The organism is Candidatus Omnitrophota bacterium (genome assembly GCA_014728045.1).
Lineage (GTDB): Bacteria > Omnitrophota > Gorgyraeia > Tantalellales > Tantalellaceae > WJMH01.
In genome coordinates, this window is sequence record WJMH01000018.1 from 30,205 (window position 1) to 43,084 (window position 12,880).

Consider the following 12,880-nt stretch of genomic DNA (forward strand, 5'->3'; position numbering starts at 1 on the left):
GCGAGGATGAATGCGATCATTTTCATGAGTTCTTTGTTCATAGCTGTTCCTTCCTTTTCGGTCAACGCCCCGGGCTTGAGTCTCCGGGACGGTTTATTTGTCTGGGCTGTAGCTTTCAGTGAACTTGATTATCATATCCATCATTTTCACCGCCTCCACGGGATATTTTCCAGCGGCGGTCTCCCCGGACAGCATCACGTAATCCGTCCCGTCAAGTATGGCATTGGCGACATCCGTCACCTCAGCCCTGGTCGGCCTTGAATGCTCCGTCATATGCTCGAGCATCTGCGTGGCTGTTATAACGAATTTCTTCCGTTCGTTGCATTTTTTTATGATCATCTTCTGTATAACGGCTATCTGGTATATGGGAACGGATATGCCCATGTCGCCCCGTGCGACCATCACCCCGTCACAGACATCCATGATCTGGTCTATGTTCTTTATGGCTTCCCGGGTCTCTATCTTGGCAATGACACCGCACCCCGGCAGCCTGTCGCCTATGCGCGACTTGATTATGTCTATTTCCTTGCGGCTGCGGACGAACGACTGGGCGATGTAATCGACCTTGTGCTTGATGCCGAACTCCAAATCCTTTTCGTCCTTGGGGGTAACCCCGGAAAAAGGAACACGCACACCCGGCATGTTTATGCCCTTTCTTTCCTTGAGAGGACCGCCTTCGACCACCCTGGCCTTGACCTTCTTGCCGGTGGCTCCGGCGGACTTGAGTATTATATTGCCGTCATCTATGTATATGAGCTTACCCTCTCTTATGCTTTTGAGAGAACCTTCGTAATCGAACGGTATGATCCTGGGGTCACCGTTATCCTCATCGATGGTAAGCCAGACCGTCGAGCCCTTTTTAAGCTCTTTCTGCTTCGAGCCCTTGAATTTGCGAACCCTTATCCGATACCCCTCCAGGTCCTGGAGTATGTGCACATGCCGGCGGTATTTCTTGTTGATCTTCCTTATCATCCTTATTTTCTCAAGGTGTTCCCCGTGGCTGCCATGGGAAAAATTCAGCCGGGCCATGTTAAGTCCCGACATTACCATTTTCCTCAGCACGGTATAAGTACCGCTTGCCGGCCCCAGGGTCGCGACGATCTTCGTCCGGGCCAGCCTTTCCATTTTCATGTCGAACATATATTTCATTTTTCTATCTCACCCAGTTCTCTTAAGCGCTGTATATATTCTGTTTTGGTAAGGCCGCCGGCCCTGTATTCCCTCTCCAGGTCCCGCCTGATCCTTCTGTCTCTGGGGCTTGCGCGCCGCTCTTTATCGGGAGCGACTTCCCCCGCTCTGCGATCCACATCTTCTTGCTCAGCCTTCGCCTCGACGGGGATTCTCTCCGGCACATCGCCCGATACTGCCCCGGAAGCACACGGTGAAAACACCACTAAGAGCACCGCGGCAAGCAATGTTTCAAGGTTTTTTCGCATCATCATCCTTCCCGCCCGATTCGGAAAGCTGCCTGAACATGAAGGCGGCCAGCAGGCTCACCAGACCCGCAAAGAGGAATCCCTGCTGGTTGTACGCGACAAGCTCAGTAAGCGGCATGAGTATCAGGAATATGCCCGCTACCAGGAAAACCGCCGAAAGCTTAAGGGCCTTTTCCCTGTTCACTTTTCGTTTCCTCCCGCAGTGACGGCATTTTCAGATTCCCGCTGGGGCTCTTTCCTGGGTAAAACTATAACGAACTTCATGAGACTGCCCAGATGGTTCTCCGCCCAGATACGCCCGTCGTGAAGCTCGACCAGGTCCTTGGAGATCGCAAGCGCGAGCTCGGCTTCCCTGTTAGCGAATTCGAGAACCTCTCCCTTGTCGAATATCATGGCAAGTTTATCCTCTGGAAGACACTTGCCCCTGTGCTGTATCTCCAGTCTTATGAACTCGCCCGTGGGAAATATCTTGACCGTGATCTCGCCTCTCTCAGACGAGTTCTTTATTGAATTCCTCAATATGCTGTTAACAACGAGCGCCATCTTCTCCTGGCTGATCCAGGCTGATAGCTGCCTGCCGAATATCTCCCTGTTGAGGATCAGCCCTTTTTTGGCTATTGCCCCTTCCAGTTCGCGCAGCTGTCTTTCCACCAGGCTCACCAGATCGCATTCGGCTTTGTCGATCTTTACCATTCCCGCCTCTATCTTGTATATGTCCAGTAAATGGGTTGAGAGGTCCCACATGCGGTCGGTCCCCTTCCGGCAGGCCTCTAAGGGGTCCTTGATCTCGGCGCCCACGACATCCGGCATGCTCTGGAGCACGCTTTTTATGTTGGATGATATCTGATAAAGCGGATTGCGGAACTCGTGCGCCATGGTGGCCACGAAAGTGGACTTGAGCTCGCTCTGCCTTTTTGCCTGTGCCGCGTAGTACATGATCTTACGCAGCATGTTCTTAAGCACCCCGTATCCAACTATGAATCCGCATAAAGAGACGAAGATCGCAACAGTCATTATTATGCCTATATCCCCCGTCAGAACTTCTGCCGTGAACAATCTGGCCGCCAGAACGTAAAAAAAGGCCAGAAAAGGGATCACGCTCATAAGAGCAAAGGCGGTGTTGAACTTGTGGTAGGGGTTCTCGTGGAACTCCTGCAAAAAAAGACTCTCGTAACCTTTTTTCTTTGTTCTGTTCTCCATGATCCACCTCGGGACGTCAGTCCTTTTTATTTTTCTTTCAGGATGAGCTCTTTCGCCTCCGAATCTATTCTGAGGTGAAAATTCTTAAGAAAACTCATCCCCAGCAAGCCCCGCCGTTCCGGCATCTCCATCGCCACCGCTTCAACGTTCTCCACCTTAAGCCCCTCTACTTCTATGGACCTGAGCGTTATGGGCGTTCCTTCTCTTTCCGTGCCGTCGGCAAGTTTGGTCGTGACCTTTTTTTCCGGCAGGGCGCCTATATCGGAAAGCTCCTCCACCACGGATAAGGGCACAAGGACCGTGGTCGCGCCAGTATCTATCACCATCTTTTCGGCAAGCTCTCCGTTCAGAACGACTTCAACGAGGATATTGTCCTCGTCCTCGAACTTTATTCCGTGTTCTTCTTCTTTCCTTGACCTTTCGGCAAGCTCTGCTTTTTCCTTAAGGTTCTTCTTTATCCTGGCCTGGTGCTCTTCAAGCTTTCTGCTTCTGAGCCTTCGGTTCCTTTCAACGGCCCGGACATGCTCCTGCCATTGCCTGAGAGCCTCGGATTTTTTCTCGCCCGACAGAGGATCGATCCGTTTGATATCCGTGAAGGATATGCTTACAGTCCCGTAACCTACATCTATAACTACGCCCGACTCCATGTGGTCGGCAACAACGCCTTTAATCTTGCCACCGTTATTAAGCACCACCAGGACCATGTCCTTCTCTTGCGCATCACCGTGAACCGGCTGATGGAAAACCAATAACAGTACTATTAAGATCAGTGCGGCACTTACACGCCCGTTCATCCGGGATAAACACCTTCCCCCTGATAGTTAGCGAAAAGTCTCCCCTCCTCAGTTTTTATTTTAACCTCTCCTAATATACATGACAAGAAAATATGCCTCTTTCTTTTTGAACTTAAATTTGCGGACATATCCTGCCGGTCTATGGTATATTTATATATATGCATGGAAAGAACCAAAACCAGGAAAGAGGCTGAAATGTCACCACAAGAAAAAGAACCAAAAAGACCCGACTGGCTTATAAAAGCGTATGATAATTCAGAGTTTTTGCACAGCCCCGCCGCCAGGACGCTGCGCGTACTGGCCGAGCTGATGGAGCCGGCTACGAGGTTCAGGCGGAACAAGGTCCACAATACGGTCGTATTCTTCGGATCGGCACGGTCCTTCCCTCAGAAAAAGGCGAAAAAGAAACTCAAACAGATAGAACAGACCCTGGCTTCACGAAGGACCCCTTCGGCCAAGCTCAAAAGAGAGCACGAACAGGCAAAGCGTGACGTGGTAATGTCCAGGTTCTACGAGGACGCCGTCAGACTCTCGGAAAAACTCACCTCCTGGTTCCTCGGTCTTGAGAAAAAAGATAAATATTTCATGGTGTGTTCCGGCGGCGGACCCGGCATAATGGAAGCGGCAAACCGCGGGGCAACGAACGTCAAGGGAAGATCCGTCGGGCTCAATATAAGCATCCCATCCGAACAGGTGCCGAACCTCTACCAGACAAAGGACATCTCATGCGAGTTCCATTACTTTTTCGTCAGGAAGTTCTGGTTCTTCTACCTGGCCAAGGCCCTGGTCATCTTTCCCGGAGGGTACGGCACCCTGGATGAACTTTTTGAGCTTCTGACCCTCATACAGACAAAAAAGACGAAAAAGAAAATGCCCGTGGTCCTTTACGGCAAGGATTTCTGGAACGAAGCGATAAATTTCGAGGCTCTGATCAGGTGGGGTGTTATCTCCAAACACGAGGTCAAGCTTTTCAAGATCTTCGACGATCCCGATACCGCGTTCGAATACCTTAAAGAGAATCTGACCAAACTATACGTCAAGAACGCCATTATAAAATCAAGGTAAGGGTCCTCAGGCGCTTTCGGGCGTGTCCATCTCGGCTATCTGTTTCATGAGGGCGTCTATGGATTTCTCCATTTCGCTTCCGGAGCACGCCGGCTGCGGGCGGGCGGCGCTTTTTTGTCTAAGCGATTCATTCTGGCGGGTAAGTTCATGGATAACGGTCTCCTTTTCCCTGACCGCCTCAAGCGCTTTCAAGAAAAGATCTTTCATGGCGCGCTGGTTCTTGCTGAGCCTTTCATTCCGCTCCCTGACCTGGCGGACCTCGGTCTGGAGCCTGTCCAGCGCCTGGTCCAACTCCGAATGCAGCCCCTTGCTGCTACGGCGTTGTTCAAGCCGGCCCGCTTCAAAGAAATCCTCCTGGGCCTTCCTGACACCCGAGAGCTGTTTCCTGTAGAAAACGACTTCCTGTTCGAGGCGTTTCATCTGAACATCCATGTAATCCAGCTGCTGGAGTATTTTTTCGATCTTTTTCCCGCCCGGAAGTCTTATCCCTATTTTTTTCATTAATGGTCCTTTTAGTTCAGAGATTCTCGCCTTTTGCAATATCTTACATGCAAATATAGGCAATTGCAAGCTCCGTTTTCCGCCAGGATATACTTTCCTTTACAAATCCACGGCTGAATTATAAAATAATCGATATAACCGTATGCGATACGGCCGTTTCAGGCCTTAACAATAAACTAACATGTTCACAAGATCACCCTTTAGGAACACCATGGCGCCTCCCGGTCGAAAGACTAAGATCGTATCAGCCGTTTTACTGGTAATTATCCTGCTCGCTTCCGCCGGTCTCTATTTCTATATCAAGGTCCTGCCGGGGCTGGACAAGACCAGAACGATCCGGGCGGTCTCTTCGCGCTTAACGGCCGACTCCCGCAAGGCTACGATACAGGTCTCCGGGGTCGTTTTCGACCCCTCTTCGCGAGAGAACGTCACCTCGGTGGAATATACCGAATACGGGGTCAAGGGACGCACCCTCAAATCGCGAACACTGAGCTTTTCGGGTGATGTGATACAGGTCCAGTCCCTGGTAATGGATTTCAGCGGGCTTAATACCAAAAACTCCGAATACCTGAAAGACAGGAAAGCCTGCCTTTTCTGGAAGGCGTTCCTGCCCGAAGGAGACCGGGTAAAACAGGTGGAACTGACAAAGATCAATACTGTCCCCCGGGCCTACGGGATCTCCCCGGAGAAGAATGCGGAAGAGACCGCTATCTGGAAAGCGCTGTGGGATTACGCTCTTGACGGGAAAAGCTCAAGCAAGATCTCGGTCAAGAACGTCAAGATCAGCGCGAACGACAGGATATTCATACCTGGTACGGTTTACACGCTCAGGCTCGGCAGGGACGGCTCTTTAAAGGTGGATACCGATTCACTTATCAGTAAATGATCTATCAACTCATCGGTCTTAAATGAAATTCCAATTTTTCCGGAAATATTCCCCTTTTGCTTATTTTGCCAGGCTCAGTAAAGAGTCGCGCTCTCTATGCGCTTTTTTCGCGGCGCTTATCTTTTCGGCAATACTGCTTTCGCAGCTGGTTAACCTTACCCCCCAGGTAGGAAGCGATTTTTTCTTCTCCAGCGACAACCCGAAATTCCAGTACGCGCGGCTTATCGGGAAGATCTTCCCCCAGGAAGCTACCCAGCTCGTCATAAGCGCTAAAGGGGATATATATTCTGAGGATTACCTTGAAAGGATGCGCGTTCTGACCGACATGACCATACTGCTTCCCGGGGTATCGGGAGTGGTGAGCCTGACCTCTGGGCCCAGGAACATTCGTGACGCCGCCGAGAGCCCCTTATGGAAAAGGCTCCTAATCTCCGACGACGGAGCCTCTTCGAACATGCTGGCTTTTCTCGAGAACGTATCGCCGGAGAGGATCATCCCAAAGTTCGAGACCCTGATCGGCCTCCTGGAAAGCCCCAGGTTCGACCTGCAAATAGCGGGCGTCCCTTACGTGGTCGAAATGATACGGCGCAATCTGGTGCATGACCTGGTCCTTTTCAGCCTCGTGGCTTTCGCTGTTTTCGGTACAGTGATGGTATTCATTTTCAGGTCACTCAGAGTATTCGTCGGCACCTTCATCTCCTGTCTGGAGGCATGCATTCTCACTCTCCTTATCGTGGGGCTTTCGGGCATAAAGATAGGCATTCTTACGGTGAACCTGGCGACCATCGTTTTCGTTCTAACACTCTCGCATATAATATTCCTCACGCATAACTGGCGCACCATCAACCGTACAAGGCCCGGCAGCTACGATACTTCCTCGCGCGAAGCCGTGCGCATGACCTTCGGCGCCTCTTTCTGGTGCATGATGACCACCCTCCTGGGTTTTTTGAGCCTCCTTTTCGTGGAGGCAAAACCACTGAGAGAACTGGGCATATCCGGTGCTGTGGGCACCCTGGTGAGCATCTCCGCCGCTTACGGCATATATCCGCTGTTTTTGAAGACCGTAAGGCCCTCGGCCGTTCCGCGTGAGGGGACCGATCGGGAGAGAGCAAGGGCTTTCTTCATAAGGCGCACCGGATGGATAGCAGGTCTGGTCCTCATTCTGTGTGCTGTCTGCCTGCCGGGTCTGGTCCGGCTCAATACCGACCCAAGTCTTTTCTCGTTCTTTAAAAAGGGGAGCAGATTACGCGAAGGCCTGGAGTATATCGACCGTAACGGGGGTTCGAGCCCGCTTGACATAGTGGTCCGCGACGCCAAAGGCGCGCGGCTCAATACCAATCCCATGTACGAAAGGATGTGGGACCTGCAGGAAGCCCTGGAAAAAGACAGCTCCGTGGGCAGCGTCATCTCCCTGCCCGTACTGATGGCCGAAGGAGGAAGAGCGCCCCTGGCCTTTCTCCTGACCTGGGAAAGCCTGCTTAAATGGATGGACAAGCCCCAGTACAACAAGATCGCCAGGAGCTTCATAACGGATGACCATGTGTCGGGGCATTTCCTTTTGAGGATGAAGGAGTCCGGACGCACTACCTCGCGCATCGAAGTCGTGGAGCGGCTGAAAATGGTCGTGCGAAAGCATGGATTTGTCAACGAAATGGCGGGAGGCCTTTTCCTGCTGCAGGGAGAACTTGCCAAACTGGTCTCATCAAGCCTTGTCTTCGGCCTGGCTCGACTGATAGCCTTTTTCGTGGTTATCTCTTTCATTGTCTCCAGAAGTCTGCGGATATCGCTGGCGATGGTCTTCAGCCTGAGCGTTATCCCCGTCTGTGTCCTCGGCGGCATGGGGCTTCTGCGCGTTCCCGTGGACATTATTTCCGCGCCGGCGGTAAATATCGCCATCGGCATGGGCATAGATTCGATGATCCACCTGGTAACCGCGGTAAGAAGGCGGCGGTCCAGGGGCATGGACCTCCGGGCGGCATGGCTGCAGTCACGCGCGCGCCTGTGGAAACCCATCCTGGGCTCAATGTTCATAGTAAGCGCCGGGTTCGCCATCTTCACTCTCTCTGCCTTTCCTCCCACTCAGCGTTTCGGACTGTCCATCGTACTGGGAACCATGCTGGCTTCGGTCTCTACCGTGTTCATACTTCCGCTGATCGCGAACATAGGTCTTAATAACCCCCGAAAAAACCCTCCCTTCAGGCTCGGCCCCCGGCTTGGGAAAACCCGCCCCGACGAGGTCCTGACCCGCTGATAGAACTCCCGCCAAGCGGCCCTGAGCCTCCAGCGTTTTTTCTTTTACGCATAGTTGTGGTAAAATATCTTTCATGGATCCGAGTATAAAGATCGACATCAGTAAACTCACCGACGAGGAACTGCTCAGCTTGAGGCTCTGCGACCTGCCTATAAAGATCGAGGGCACATGGCTGGAAGGCTGCGTAAAACAGCTCTATAAAGAACTTAGCGACAAAGGCATCAGCCTTCATCCTTCCTGTTATCTTGCCGATGAATGGCTCTGTCCCGACGGCGAGCCTGTTATCGGGGTGGCTTTCTTCCTCGCGCATCCGCGCCTCAGGCAACTGGAGCGGAAAATGATGCTGGAGGTCGAGGGGCAGGAGCGCTCCTACTGCATGAAACTTCTGCGCCACGAGATGGGACATGCCATAAACTACGCCTATCTTCTGCACAAAAGGAAAAAATGGCGCGTTCTTTTCGGGCCTTTTTCGGCCGAATACGGAGACAGGTACAAATACCGTCCTTACAGCAAGCGTTACGTGCGCAACCTTGAGGACTGGTACGCCCAGGCCCACCCCGACGAGGATTTCGCGGAGACTTTTGCGGTATGGCTGGACCCAAGGTCCAACTGGCGGAAAAAATACAAAAAGTGGAAAGCCCTGGAAAAACTCGAATACGTGGACGAATTGATGCGTGAGATATCCGGCAAGAAGCCAAAGGTCCCCAGAGGAAAGAAATACTGGGCCGCCTCCAGGCTTAAAACCACGCTGAGGACCTATTATAAAAAGAAAAGGGCCCTTTACGCGGACGCTTATTACGATTTTCACGATTTCCAGCTGAAGAAGATCTTCCAGGTCCCTTCAAAGAACTCCAAAAGGAAAAAAGCCCATAAACTGATCAGTGAGAACCGCAAAGATATCCTCGAGAAAGTCTCTCTCTGGACCGGTGAAAGAAAATACACCATCAATGAACTTTTGAAAGATCTTATCAGAAGGAGCCGCGAACTCAAGCTGGAGGTGCCCGGAAAGATCTCCGAAAGCCTCCTCGACATAGCCATATATGTCACCGCGCAGATGATGAACTATATATATACCGGAGAATACAAGAGGAAGAAATGAGAAAACTAAAGGTTCTGGTCCTTTTCGATTCGGCGGGAACTCCCCCTGCCGACCAGGATTATGCGGAGCAGTTCGAACATGAGGACTGGTTCACCGAAGCTGCCGTGGCGGAGAACCTTAAATGCCTCGGCCATGAAGTTCGCCTTATGGGGATCTATGATGATATTCGTCCTCTGGTCGATGAGATCGAACAGAACCGTCCGGACGTTGTGTTCAACCTGACAGAGATATTCCTGGGAAAGGCTTTCCTGGACAAGAACATCCCCTCCCTCCTGGAGCTTCTCCAGGTGCCCTATACAGGATGCGGTCCGGCGAGCCTGATGATATGTAACAACAAGATACTCACTAAAAAGATACTTTCCTATCACAGGATCAAAGTCCCGAACTTCCATATCTTCCGCAGGGGAGGCCGCATCTGGCGCCCGAAAAAGCTCAGGTTCCCCCTGATGGTCAAGCCCTCCCAGGAGGAGGCCTCAACGGGCATCGCCCAGGCCTCATTCGTTGAAAGGGAAAAGGACCTGCGCGACCGGGTCGAATTCATACATGAGAGGTTCGAGATGCCTGCCATCGTCGAGGAATATATAGACGGCAGGGAGCTTTACGTGAGCATCCTCGGGAATAAACGGCTCAGGGTTTTCCCTTTCCGTGAAACGAAATTCGTCCAAGTGCCTTCGGACGGACCGAAATTAGCCACCTACAAGGCCAAATGGGACAAGGATTACCGAGCAAGGTGGGGAATAAAGAACGAGTTCGCCGGTCGCCTGCCCAACGGCATACCGGAGAAAATAACAAGAACCGCCAAAAGAGCTTACAGGGCCCTCATGCTGGACAGCCACGCGAGGCTGGACCTGCGTCTCACCCCTCAGGGGGACATATACATACTGGAAGGCAACGCAAACCCCGAGATCGCCCAGGGGGATGAGTTCGCCGAATCCGCCGAAAAAGGAGGGGTCCCCTACGACAAGCTTGTTGAAAAAATGCTCAGGATAGCTTTCCAGAGAGAATCAACGCTTGTCCTTTGATCTACTGCCCTTAAATAGCAAAAAGCCCGGAGATACCTCCGGGCTTTTAAAACTGGCGGGGCGGACGGGGCTCGAACCCGCGACCTTCGGATCGACAGTCCGACGTTCTAGCCAACTGAACTACCGCCCCTAGTGTGTATAATTTTATAACACAGAACAATTGTTTCGTCAAATACTTAGGCTGTATATATATTATATATAATTCCTATTATATAAGGAGCATGGTGGGCGCGACAGGATTCGAACCTGTGACATCTACCTTGTAAGGGTAGCGCTCTAAACCAGCTGAGCTACGCGCCCGCATTACAGGTTCAATATTATAACTTAGTCAGTAAATGCGGTCAAGGAGCATGATCTGCGAACAGGTCATTTAGGCAGCGCGGTCATCACGAACACCATGACAAACAGAGCGACCGTCTCAACTATGCCCAGCACCATGATATAATTACCGAACCCTTTTCCCGTTTCAGCAAGAGCATCAGCTGCACCGGCCCCGGCCCTTCCCTGCATCCAGGCGGAGGCGCCCAGCGCCAGTCCGGCGGCCAGCCCCATGATTATCTGAAAGGGATAGCTCTGCGGGTCGAGGTTCGCGGCCTTTATGGAATTCCTCAGGATCATGCCGTAAATGGTCTGTGAAAGCGGCGCTCCCACGAACGCTATCAGAATGAAGGGCGCTGCCTTGTTCTGCATGAAGGCCCTTTTCCAGGCGCCCACCGCGGCCATTCCCGCGGCGCCTGTACCCAAGGCCGAACCGACCGCGGCTATTGAAAGCGAAAGTCCCATATCTCCCAAACCCTGTACCATTATATCCTCCTTTTCATATCATAATGTTCATTCCGGGATCGTTTCCCCTTCCCTGAACGGGTCATACTTCTTCCCAGACCACTGCATGTCAAGGTGACTGGAGAATTCCAGCATGTTCAACCTTATGCCGTGAACGATGACGGCCATGAAGCCGAGTATTATATTAAGAGCGTGCCCGAGGAATAATATCACGGCGGCGGCGAATCCTCCCAGAAGGCTGTTTATCCCCCCGCCCACGGCCATATTGTTAAAACTGTCGGCGACGATCACCGTCGCGTAGCCCACCGCGAACAGTCTAAGATAGGAAACTATGTCGGAGAACGCACCTATCACGCTTAAAGGCAGGTTCGCCAGAGTGCTCAAAGGTCCTTTCACGGGCCCCTTCTCGGGGTGGGAAAAAAGCAGAACAAGAAGGATCCCGCAGACCAAGGGCCATCCCGCAAAACGCGGGAAAGGCCTGGCTATAACGAGCGTGCCTGCGGCGAAGAACATCCCCCATAATATCATTATCCATCCCACCTGGGCGAGCGCCTTTACCGAATTAATCACCCTTATCGCCCTGAGCGTATGGGCAAGGGTAAGCTGGACAGCGCCGATTATAAAACAAAGGTAGATTATGAAGTTCTGGTTGTCTTCGGCGAAGCTGCTGATCTGCGGTATGACAAGCGTCCTTACCCCGGGCAGCTGGGCTATCCTTTCAACACCGAAATAAGTTCCCGTCAGAACGCCCCAGACCACAGTACATCCGCTCAAAAGGTACATCAGAAGAAAAGGCTCCTTCGGCAGACCGGCGAGTTTTCTCCTGGCCAGGAAAGTGGCCCCCAGAAAAAGCAGGCCGTACCCGGCGTCACCTATCAGCATGGCGAAGAAAATGCTGAAAAATATCAGAAAATACGGGCTTATATCAAACTCATTGTACCCGGGAAGCGTGTTCATGAACTTGAAAACGGGGTTTATTATACGCACCCACCTGGGGTTGGTTATATGCGTGGGGGTCTCTTCCGGCTGGTCGGGATCTTCAATAATATACCCTATGCCGTGTTTTTTCGCCATCTTGACCACTCTCGCGACGAATTTCTCGGGGCAATATCCCTGCAGATAGGCGAAAGCGCCTTCGGGCTTCATCCCGTAGCGCACCTGCAGAGCTTCGTGCTCCTTCCTGAGTTTCTCTTCACAAGCTATGATGCTTTCTATCGAGGCGGCTTTCTCCGCGAGGAAACTCTCTATTCCCGCCTTGATCTCTTCGAGAGCGCGGATATCCTCGTTTATTCCTGCAAGGGACTTCTCCGGGACCTCTTCCTCCTTGAAAGGCAGCTCCTTTTCACCGTCCTTGTATATCGACACCAGATAGATGTATCCCTGTTCTTTTTTTATTACATGATGGGAGCTCTTTTTCTCGACCTCGGAGAACTGGTGTTTGCTGAGCCTGTAGAACTTGATGCTGACACCTCTTGCCCGGATCTCTCCAAGGTCTTCCGGGTCGAACTCTCCCCAGGAGGCGAACCATCTGCCCTGCTGCCGGAGCCGGCTGATATTCTCTTCGCATTCGGCCTTTTCCTGATAAGCCTCGCCCACCTTCTCCGCAACTTCCAGTATGTCCCTCTCACCGCACAGGTCCTCGGCCCCGGATGGACAGACGCCCCGATAAGGTGCCAGCCTGTCTATAAGGCTCTCCATCTTCGTCAGGCGTTGTTCAATGAAGTTTATCTCGTGTGCTGTCGGTGCTTCCACGTGCCTGACGTGGACCACGCCTTCCCTGCGGAGTTTGGAGACGAACTTCGTCCTTTCGTTCTCCGAAACCAGCAATGTGATCTTCTTCATT

General features: G+C 52.1%; 13 protein-coding genes and 2 tRNA genes. 5 read left to right on the forward strand and 10 right to left on the reverse strand.

The genetic code is table 11. The features are described 5' to 3' along the window. Positions 1-93: 93 nt before the first annotated feature. The 5 genes from pyk to GF409_06755 are packed head-to-tail and all read right to left on the reverse strand — an operon-like array spanning position 94 to position 3,430. Positions 94-1,149 (reverse strand): pyruvate kinase, encoded by a 1,056-nt coding sequence (gene pyk, locus GF409_06735; protein ID MBD3426910.1) that lies wholly within the window; start codon positions 1,147-1,149, stop codon positions 94-96. Further along, positions 1,146-1,442: a hypothetical protein gene (locus tag GF409_06740; protein MBD3426911.1), complete on the reverse strand. Its 297-nt coding sequence runs from the start codon at positions 1,440-1,442 to the stop codon at positions 1,146-1,148. The genes pyk and GF409_06740 overlap by 4 nt, the downstream gene beginning before the upstream one ends. Then, a complete protein-coding gene (locus GF409_06745) occupies positions 1,420-1,620 on the reverse strand; it encodes a hypothetical protein (GenBank protein MBD3426912.1) in 201 nt (66 codons plus the stop codon). The genes GF409_06740 and GF409_06745 overlap by 23 nt, the downstream gene beginning before the upstream one ends. Then, the gene (locus GF409_06750; protein MBD3426913.1) at positions 1,617-2,636 is read right to left on the reverse strand and encodes a hypothetical protein; all 1,020 of its coding nucleotides are present in this window, start codon (positions 2,634-2,636) and stop codon (positions 1,617-1,619) included. Before GF409_06750 ends, GF409_06745 begins: the two co-directional genes overlap by 4 nt. A 26-nt stretch (positions 2,637-2,662) precedes the next feature. After that, positions 2,663-3,430 carry a hypothetical protein gene (locus GF409_06755; protein MBD3426914.1) on the reverse strand — a complete coding sequence of 256 codons (768 nt, stop codon included), beginning with the start codon at positions 3,428-3,430 and terminating at the stop codon, positions 2,663-2,665. Positions 3,431-3,625: 195 nt separating this feature from the next. Between GF409_06755 and GF409_06760 the strand changes: the two genes are divergently transcribed. After that, on the forward strand, positions 3,626-4,495 hold the full coding sequence (locus GF409_06760; GenBank protein ID MBD3426915.1) for a lysine decarboxylase: 870 nt from the start codon (positions 3,626-3,628) through the stop codon (positions 4,493-4,495). Positions 4,496-4,501: 6 nt separating this feature from the next. Here the strand turns inward: GF409_06760 and GF409_06765 are convergent, their stop codons facing one another. After that, positions 4,502-4,996, reverse strand: coding sequence for a hypothetical protein (locus tag GF409_06765; GenBank protein ID MBD3426916.1), 495 nt, complete (start codon positions 4,994-4,996; stop codon positions 4,502-4,504). A gap of 181 nt (positions 4,997-5,177) precedes the next feature. Between GF409_06765 and GF409_06770 the strand changes: the two genes are divergently transcribed. The 4 genes from GF409_06770 (at position 5,178) to GF409_06785 (ending at position 10,254) form a co-directional block, all read left to right on the forward strand. After that, complete coding sequence (locus GF409_06770; protein MBD3426917.1) at positions 5,178-5,882, forward strand: hypothetical protein; 705 nt, start codon at positions 5,178-5,180, stop codon at positions 5,880-5,882. Between the two features lie 22 nt (positions 5,883-5,904). Continuing rightward, positions 5,905-8,133 (forward strand): MMPL family transporter, encoded by a 2,229-nt coding sequence (locus tag GF409_06775; protein MBD3426918.1) that lies wholly within the window; start codon positions 5,905-5,907, stop codon positions 8,131-8,133. A 73-nt stretch (positions 8,134-8,206) separates the two neighbouring features. Then, the gene (locus GF409_06780; GenBank protein ID MBD3426919.1) at positions 8,207-9,232 is read left to right on the forward strand and encodes a hypothetical protein; all 1,026 of its coding nucleotides are present in this window, start codon (positions 8,207-8,209) and stop codon (positions 9,230-9,232) included. Next, positions 9,229-10,254 (forward strand): ATP-grasp domain-containing protein, encoded by a 1,026-nt coding sequence (locus tag GF409_06785; GenBank protein ID MBD3426920.1) that lies wholly within the window; start codon positions 9,229-9,231, stop codon positions 10,252-10,254. Before GF409_06780 ends, GF409_06785 begins: the two co-directional genes overlap by 4 nt. Positions 10,255-10,307: 53 nt before the next feature. On the opposite strand, the gene GF409_06790 is transcribed toward GF409_06785, so the two are convergent. The 4 genes from GF409_06790 to GF409_06805 form a co-directional block, all read right to left on the reverse strand. Beyond that, positions 10,308-10,384: transfer RNA gene (locus tag GF409_06790), tRNA-Asp, on the reverse strand. Between the two features lie 92 nt (positions 10,385-10,476). Beyond that, a tRNA-Val gene (locus GF409_06795) sits at positions 10,477-10,554 on the reverse strand. Between the two features lie 66 nt (positions 10,555-10,620). Beyond that, on the reverse strand, positions 10,621-11,058 hold the full coding sequence (locus tag GF409_06800; GenBank protein ID MBD3426921.1) for a V-type ATP synthase subunit K: 438 nt from the start codon (positions 11,056-11,058) through the stop codon (positions 10,621-10,623). A 27-nt stretch (positions 11,059-11,085) separates the two neighbouring features. Continuing rightward, positions 11,086-12,879, reverse strand: coding sequence for a hypothetical protein (locus GF409_06805; protein ID MBD3426922.1), 1,794 nt, complete (start codon positions 12,877-12,879; stop codon positions 11,086-11,088). Position 12,880 lies beyond the last annotated feature (1 nt).

Coding starts and splice junctions, on each gene's coding strand:
- pyk (MBD3426910.1), bottom strand. CDS start 1,149: ATGAAATATATGTTCGACATGAAAATGGAAAGGCTGGCCCGGACGAAG.
- GF409_06740 (MBD3426911.1), bottom strand. CDS start 1,442: ATGATGATGCGAAAAAACCTTGAAACATTGCTTGCCGCGGTGCTCTTA.
- GF409_06750 (MBD3426913.1), bottom strand. CDS start 2,636: ATGGAGAACAGAACAAAGAAAAAAGGTTACGAGAGTCTTTTTTTGCAG.
- GF409_06755 (MBD3426914.1), bottom strand. CDS start 3,430: ATGAACGGGCGTGTAAGTGCCGCACTGATCTTAATAGTACTGTTATTG.
- GF409_06760 (MBD3426915.1), top strand. CDS start 3,626: ATGTCACCACAAGAAAAAGAACCAAAAAGACCCGACTGGCTTATAAAA.
- GF409_06765 (MBD3426916.1), bottom strand. CDS start 4,996: ATGAAAAAAATAGGGATAAGACTTCCGGGCGGGAAAAAGATCGAAAAA.
- GF409_06770 (MBD3426917.1), top strand. CDS start 5,178: ATGTTCACAAGATCACCCTTTAGGAACACCATGGCGCCTCCCGGTCGA.
- GF409_06775 (MBD3426918.1), top strand. CDS start 5,905: ATGAAATTCCAATTTTTCCGGAAATATTCCCCTTTTGCTTATTTTGCC.
- GF409_06780 (MBD3426919.1), top strand. CDS start 8,207: ATGGATCCGAGTATAAAGATCGACATCAGTAAACTCACCGACGAGGAA.
- GF409_06785 (MBD3426920.1), top strand. CDS start 9,229: ATGAGAAAACTAAAGGTTCTGGTCCTTTTCGATTCGGCGGGAACTCCC.
- GF409_06800 (MBD3426921.1), bottom strand. CDS start 11,058: ATGGTACAGGGTTTGGGAGATATGGGACTTTCGCTTTCAATAGCCGCG.
- GF409_06805 (MBD3426922.1), bottom strand. CDS start 12,879: ATGAAGAAGATCACATTGCTGGTTTCGGAGAACGAAAGGACGAAGTTC.